This window comes from Streptomyces sp. NPDC042259 (assembly GCF_055582085.1).
This window is the reverse complement of the sequence record NZ_JBVJDW010000005.1, coordinates 281,955-289,125: the sequence shown is the minus strand read 5'-3', so window position 1 is coordinate 289,125 and position 7,171 is coordinate 281,955. Positions and strand designations below refer to the sequence as shown.

The following is a 7,171-nucleotide window of genomic DNA, read 5'->3' as shown; positions in this document are numbered from 1 at the left end:
GCCCCCCCTCTCCTCCCCACCTCCCTCCTCCCCCCTTCCCCCCCCCCCGCCACGGCGTTCCCGGTTGCGTTCCCGGTCGCGGTCCCGGCCGTCCGCGCGGTGTCCGCCGCCGGGATGCGCGCCACCAGCTCGGTGGCCTCGGCGACGGGTACGCCCAGCGTGGCCAGCGAGGTGATCGCGGCGGAACGGCCCGCCTCCTCGGGGGCCAGCAGGCCCTCGTTGACGGCCTGCATCAGGCCGAAGATCACCTGCTCGCGCACATAGGCGAGGGCCGTGACGGGCAGCGGTGAGACGAACCGCCCCGCGTCCAGACCGCGCCGGAGCACCGCGGCGGCCTCGTGGCGCACCGGCTCCAGGCGCCGGTGGATGCCCTCCACCGTGACGCTGCGCTGGGCCAGTGAGATCAGCAGGCGGTAGCCGTCGGCGATCTCCCAGACGGCCAGGACGGACCGGGCCAGCGCCTCGGCCGGGTCGTCCACTCCGCGCAGCGCCGCCGCGTGGACCGCGCCGACGGTCTCGGCCACGTCGTCGACGAGCGCGCCGATCAGCGCGTCGCGGCTGGGGAAGTGGCCGTAGACCGTGCGGCGGACGACGCCCGCGGCGCGCGCGATCTGATCCATGCTCACATCCGCGTCGCGCAGCAGCTCCGCGAGCGCGATGTCCATGATGCGGCGGCGATTGGCGTCCGCTCTGCCGGCCATTGGGTCTCTTCTCGATCGGGCGTCCCCCGGACGTCACCGGCGAACTCGCGGCGGTCCGCTGGGTTCATTTTGCACAAGGCTGGGCAGACGCGTAAATTGCACAGCAGTGTGTAATTGCACAGTAGTGTGCAAGATCTGGAAAGGGGGGCCGATGGGCCTCGGGATGTCGACTCCGGTCGAAGAGATGGATGGTCCGTACAAGCGGCGCTGGGCGGCACTGGGGGTCCTGTGCCTGAGTCTGCTGATCATCGTCATGGCCAATACGTCGCTGACGGTGGCGGCCCCGGACATGGTCCAGGACCTCGGCCTCGGCAGTTCGGACCTGCAATGGGTGATCGACGGCTACACCGTGCCGTACGCGGCGCTGATGCTGATCCTCGGCGCCGTCGGTGACAAGTACAGCCGCCGCGGGGCGCTCGTCCTCGGCCTCTTCGTCTTCGGCGCGGCGTCCGTCGCCGGCTCGCTCGTCGACAGCTCCGGCGCCGTCATCGCCGCGCGCGCCGTCATGGGGGTCGGCGCCGCCATGATCATGCCGGCCACGCTGTCGCTGCTCGCCGCGACCTTCCCGCGCGCCGAGCGGGCCAAGGCGATCACCATCTGGACCGCCACCGCCGGCCTCGCCATCGCCGTCGGCCCGCTGGTCGCCGGTGCGCTGCTGGAGGACCACGGCTGGGCCTCGACGTTCCTGATCAACGTGCCGATCGCCGCCCTCGGCATCATCGGCGCGCTGCTGCTCGTACCGCCGTCCAAGGCGGCCAAGGTCGACCGGATCGACTACATCGGCGGTCTGCTGTCCGTCATCTGGGTCGGCTCGCTGATCTACATGATCATCGAGGGTCCGCACTTCGGCTGGGGCGCCAAGGCCATCACCGCGGCCGTGCTCGCCGGCGTCGGGCTCGTCTGCTTCGTCCTGTGGGAGCTGCGCCACCCGCGCCCGGTCCTGGACGTCCGCCGCTTCGCGCAGCGCGCCTTCGCGGGCTCCACGCTGGCCGTCGCGCTGTTCTTCCTCGCCGTCTTCGGCGCGTTCTACTACCTCACCCAGCACCTCCAGTTCGTGCTCGGCTACTCGCCGCTCGACACCGGCATACGGATGCTGCCGCTGGCCGGAGCCGTCTTCGTGGGCGGCGCCCTGACCGCCTTCCTCACGCCGAAGTTCGGCATGAAGATCACCGTCGCCCTCGGCATGACGGTCGGCACGGTCGCCATCGCGCTGCTCACCCGCATCGACGCCGGCTCCACGTACAACGACTTCGTCGGGCCGCTGATGATCCTCGGCCTGGCGATCGGCCTGTCCCTGTCGCCCTGCACCAACGCCATCATGGGCTCCTTCCCCGAGGACCAGCTCGGTGTCGGCGGCGCGGTGAACAGCACCTCCATCGAGATGGGCGGCTCGCTCGGCATCGCCATCCTCGGCACGGTGCTGGCCAAGACCTACTCCTCCAACCTCGCCGACACCGCCGCCAAGGTGGCGGCCGGCGGCGGTCCGAAGCTGCCGGAGAAGGCGCTGAGCGCCGCACAGGACTCGGTCGGCGGGGGCCTGTACGTCGCCAAGGAGGTCGGCAAGCAGGTCACGGCCGGCGCCACGCCCAAGATGGGCGCCGAGAAGGCGGCCGCGTACGGCGCGCAGCAGGCGCAGTCCGTCGTGGAAGCCGTGCACAAGGCGTTCGCGGACTCCGTCGCCCACACCAGCATGATCGGCGCGATCATCCTCGGCGTCGGCACCCTCGTGGTCGTCACCCTGCTGCCGCGCCACGCGGGCCAGGCGACGGCGGACGGCCCGGCCGCGCGGGACACCGAGGGCGCGAAGGACGCCCGGCGCACCGACGAGCGCGTCTGACCCTCTCCCGCTCCCGCACGGCCCGTCACCGGTGTCCCGCACCCCTTTCCCAGGGGTGCGGGACACCGGTGACGACGCGCTTCAGACCGGGCGCAGCCAGACCGTCGCCAGCGGGGGCAGGGTCACCGCGATGCTCGCCGGGCGGCCGTGCCGGCGGGTCGGCTCGGACTTGACCGGGTCGGTGCCCGTGACACCACTGCCGCCGTAACGCCCGGCGTCGGTGTTGAGGACCTCCTGCCACTCCGCGTACCGGGCCGGGACACCGAGACGGTAGGCATGCCGGACGACGGGGGAGAAGTTGCTGACGGCCAGCAGCGGTGAGCCCTCCGCGTCGAAGCGCAGGAACGCGAAGACGTTGTCCTCGCTGGCGTCCCCCTCGATCCACTCGAATCCGCTCGGGTCGGTGTCGCGCTGCCACAGCGCCGGCGTCGCGGTGTAGACCGCGTTCAGATCCCGCACCAGATCCCGCACGCCCCGGTGGTCGGCCTCCGCCGAGTACGAGGGGTCGAGCAGCCACCAGTCCGGGCCGTACCTCTCGGACCACTCCGCACCCTGTGCAAACTCCTGCCCCATGAAGAGCAGCTGCTTGCCCGGGTGCGCCCACATGAAGCCCAGATAGGCGCGGTGGTTGGCGCGCTGCTGCCACCAGTCACCCGGCATCTTGGAGACCAGCGCCCGCTTGCCGTGCACGACCTCGTCGTGCGAGATGGGCAGGACGTAGTTCTCGCTGTAGGCGTAGACCATCGAGAAGGTCATCTCGCCGTGGTGGTACTTGCGGTGCACCGGCTCCTTCGACACATACTCCAGCGAGTCGTGCATCCAGCCCATGTTCCACTTCAGACCGAAGCCGAGCCCGCCGAAGCCGCTGACGCCCACGTGGTGGGTGGCCCGGGTGACCCCGTCCCACGCCGTGGACTCCTCGGCGACGGTGATCACACCGGGGCACCGGCGGTAGACCGTCGCGTTCATCTCCTGCAGGAACGCCACCGCGTCGAGGTTCTCCCGGCCGCCGTGCTCATTGGGCGTCCACTGGCCGGCCTCGCGGGAGTAGTCGAGGTAGAGCATCGAGGCGACCGCGTCCACCCGCAGCCCGTCGATGTGGAACTCCTCGCACCAGTAGACGGCGTTGGCCACCAGGAAGTTGCGCACCTCCGTACGGCCGTAGTCGAACTCCAGCGTCCCCCAGTCCGGGTGCGTCGCCCGCGCCGGGTCCGCGTGCTCGTACAGCGGGCGGCCGTCGAACTCGGCCAGCGCCCAGTCGTCCTTGGGGAAGTGCGCCGGCACCCAGTCCACGAGCACCCCGATGCCCGCCCGGTGCAACGCGTCGACCAGGTACTTGAAGTCGTCGGGGGTGCCCAGCCGCGCGGTCGGGGCGTAGAAGCCGGTGACCTGGTAGCCCCACGAGCCGCCGAAGGGGTGCTCGGCGACCGGCATCAGCTCCACGTGCGTGAACCCCAGGTCCTTCACATACGCCGGGAGCTGCTCGGCCAGCTGCCGGTAGGTCAGCCCCGGACGCCAGGACGCCAGGTGCACCTCGTAGACGGAGAAGGGCGACTCGTGCACATGCCGCTCCGCGCGGCGGAGCAGCCACTCCTCGTCCCGCCACCGGTGGTGCGAGGCGTGCACGATCGAGGCGTTGGCCGGAGGGACCTCCGTGCGCCGCGCCATCGGGTCGGCGCGCAGCGTGTACGAACCGTCCGGGCGGGTGATCTGGAACTTGTACAGGGCGCCCTCGCCGATGCCCGGCAGGAACAGCTCCCACACCCCCGAGGAGCCCAGCGAACGCATCGGGGACCCGGTGGCGTCCCAGTAGTTGAAGTCCCCGGCGACCCGGACGCCCCGCGCGTTCGGCGCCCAGACCGTGAAACGGGTGCCGATCACGCCCTCGTGCGTCATCGGCTGCGCACCGAGCGCCCGCCACAGCTGCTCGTGCCGGCCCTCGCCGATGAGGTGCATGTCCAGCTCCCCGATGGCGGGGAGGAAGCGGTACGGGTCGTGCACCTCCAGCTCGGCATCGGCGTACGTGACCACCAGGCGGTAGTCGGGGATCTCCTTCAGCGGCAGCACACCCCCGAAGAACCCGTCCCCCTCGTCGTACAGCTCCGCCCGCAGCCCCTTCGCGGTGACCGAGACCGCACGGGCGTAGGGGCGCAGGGCACGGAACGCCACACCGCCCGGTACCGGATGCGCCCCCAGGAGGGCGTGCGGGTCGTGATGCGCGCCGTGCAGCAGGCGCTCGCGCTCCCCGGGGTCCAGCGGATCGGCCGGGCGTACGCCCCGGCGCGCCGCGGCCCGCGGTACGGGTGCGACGGCCGGGACCGGTGCGACCGGTGTGACCGGTACGGCCCCCGCCCCCTGCGCCGCCCCCTGCTCTGCCACCTGCTCTGCCACCTGCTCTGCCACCGGCGCGGCCTCCGGCTCCGCCACCGGTGCGGCCTCCTGCTCGGCTGCCCGCTCGGGCTCCGGCGCCCGCTCAGATGCCGGCTCCGGGACCGACGCGGTGTCAGGCGCGGTGTCGGGCGCCGACTCCCACTCCGTCGACCGGTACGCCGGCCCCGGCGCCCCCGTCCCCTCCGTCCGCCCCGGCCCCTCCGGTCCCTCCGTTTGTTTCGGTGGGTGCGGACGCGGGGGGAACGCCGGCAGGAACGTGGCCGGGACCGGGACGGGACCGCCGGGGCGGTCGCCCCCCGGCTCGCGGGGCGGTCGGCTGGACGGCGGACGAGCGGTCACGGGGCGGTCCTCCTCGATGTCCCCCGGACGGCGGCCCGGGGGCGGATCTGTCGTGCGGGTCGGTGGGTCATACGGGATTCCTCGGCTCCGGCCGCCGGTCGCCGCCCTGGGGCGGGCCGGCGGGCGCGCCGTCCGGCGCCGGCATCCCCGCGAGCCGCCGGATCGCGGCCATCGGGACAGGGAGCCAGTCCGGCCGGTGCCGGGCCTCGTACAGGACCTCGTAGACGGCTTTGTCCGTCTCGTGGGCGCGCAGCAGTCGCGGCTCCTCGCGCGGATCGTCGTGGACCGTGGCGTAGCCCTCGCAGAACGCGGCCCGGGCCCGGTCGGACCAGGCGGTGCCGGCCGCCCGGCCCACCGCCGCCGCGTAGTCGAAGGAACGCAGCATGCCCGCGATGTCCCGGGCGACCGGCTGCGGCCTGCGCCGCTCGGCCAGCGGGCGCGCGGGCTCGCCCTCGAAGTCGATGAGGGACCAGCGGCCGTCCGCGGCCGTGCGCAGGGTCTGTCCCAGATGCAGATCACCGTGGATGCGCTGCGCGGACCAGGTGCGCCCGGCCCGGCCGAGCCCCGCCAGCTCCTCGTACGCCCCGCGCAGCGCGGCCCGGTAGGGGCGCAGGGCGGGCACCGCGTCGGCGGCGGCGTCCAGCCGCCGGGTCATGGCGTCGGCGAGCCGCTCCAGCTGGGGGCGGCGCAGCACGACGGTGGGCAGCGCCTCCGCCAGCGCACCGTGCACCTCGGCCGTGGCGTGCCCGAGGGCCCGGGCGGAGGCGGTGAAGTCGGCCCGCACGGCCAGGGCCCCCAGGGCCAGCTGCCAGCCGTCGGCCGAACCGGGCAGGAAGGGCTGGAGCACCCCGAGCGTCATCGGCTCGTCGACGCCGCCGGCGGCCCCGACTGCTCCGGCCGGCCCGGGCAGCCCGGAAAGGTCGGCCTCGAACCAGGCGGCGGGCGTCGGCACCCGCCGGCAGCCCGTGCCGGCGAGCGCGCGCGGCAGTTCGAGATCCGGGTTGGTGCCGGGGCAGACGCGGCGGAAGAGCTTGAGGATATACGTTTCGCCGTAAACGACCGAGGAGTTGGACTGCTCCGAGCCGAGCAGCCGGGGCGCGAGACCCGCGGCGATGACCGTCCCTTCCTCCCGGGCGAAGCGCAGCGGCCCCAGGCGGCCCGGCAGCCGCAGCCGTTCCAGGATCACGGCCGCCAGACGGGGATCGGCGAGGCCCTCGTAGACGACGCGGCCGTGCAGCGGTCCGCCCGCCGGGCGGCCGATCAGGGCGGGCGCGAGCTGCGGGGGCAGTACGTCCTGGACTCCGAGGAGCAGCTGATAGCAGTCGTCGGTGCCGTGCGCCGGGGTGCCGCCTGGGCCCGTCGAGCCCAGCTGCTGGGCGCGGACGAGCAGATGGACCAGGCCGGGGGCGGTGCCGCCGGCCGGGGCCGGCAGCAGTTCGGTGGCCGCGACGAGGGTGAAACCGGTGATCGGGCGGCCCTTGCCGGCGAACCAGCGCTGCCGGGGCAGCCATTCCGAGAGCAACGGGACCAACGAGCCCAGCAGCCCCCCGTCGGCGGGGGGCGTCGCCGACCGCGCGGCCGTGGCCCGGGCCACGGCCGGCAGAGGTCCGGGAGGCGCCCCCCGGCGGGACGGTGCAGCGTCCGACATGGCGTCGCGTCCTTTCCCCGGGCACACGACAGGTAGGGCAAAGTGTCCCGGATTGCGGCTTTGACCGTGCGCGGTGCGGGACGTGTCGGGCGAGGATCGTCCGTACGGTCAGCGCCTTCAGGCCCCGGTGTGCGGTGTCGCTGGCTTCTGCGGACTGTGCGGCCACGTGTGGCGGAGTCGATCGGGGTCGAGCGAGGCCGATCGGGGTCGAGCGGTGTCGATGCGGTCGACCCGGGCCCCGCGTAGTAGTGAGGG

Annotated in this window: 4 protein-coding genes; 1 reads left to right on the top strand and 3 read right to left on the bottom strand. The window is 73.4% G+C overall.

The genetic code is table 11. The features are described 5' to 3' along the window. Positions 1-701: TetR/AcrR family transcriptional regulator (locus ACZ6MA_RS16800; RefSeq protein WP_469434441.1), on the bottom strand; the 701-nt coding region annotated here is incomplete at its 3' end. Positions 702-852: 151 nt separating this feature from the next. Here ACZ6MA_RS16800 and ACZ6MA_RS16795 point away from each other — a divergent pair. Then, positions 853-2,538, top strand: coding sequence for an MFS transporter (locus ACZ6MA_RS16795; RefSeq protein ID WP_469434439.1), 1,686 nt, complete (start codon positions 853-855; stop codon positions 2,536-2,538). Between the two features lie 81 nt (positions 2,539-2,619). Here the strand turns inward: ACZ6MA_RS16795 and glgB are convergent, their stop codons facing one another. Next, entirely contained in the window at positions 2,620-5,268 is a 2,649-nt protein-coding gene (gene glgB, locus ACZ6MA_RS16790) for a 1,4-alpha-glucan branching enzyme (protein WP_469434438.1), read from the bottom strand. A 67-nt stretch (positions 5,269-5,335) separates the two neighbouring features. Continuing rightward, positions 5,336-6,916 carry a maltokinase N-terminal cap-like domain-containing protein gene (locus ACZ6MA_RS16785; RefSeq protein ID WP_469434437.1) on the bottom strand — a complete coding sequence of 527 codons (1,581 nt, stop codon included), beginning with the start codon at positions 6,914-6,916 and terminating at the stop codon, positions 5,336-5,338. Positions 6,917-7,171 lie beyond the last annotated feature (255 nt).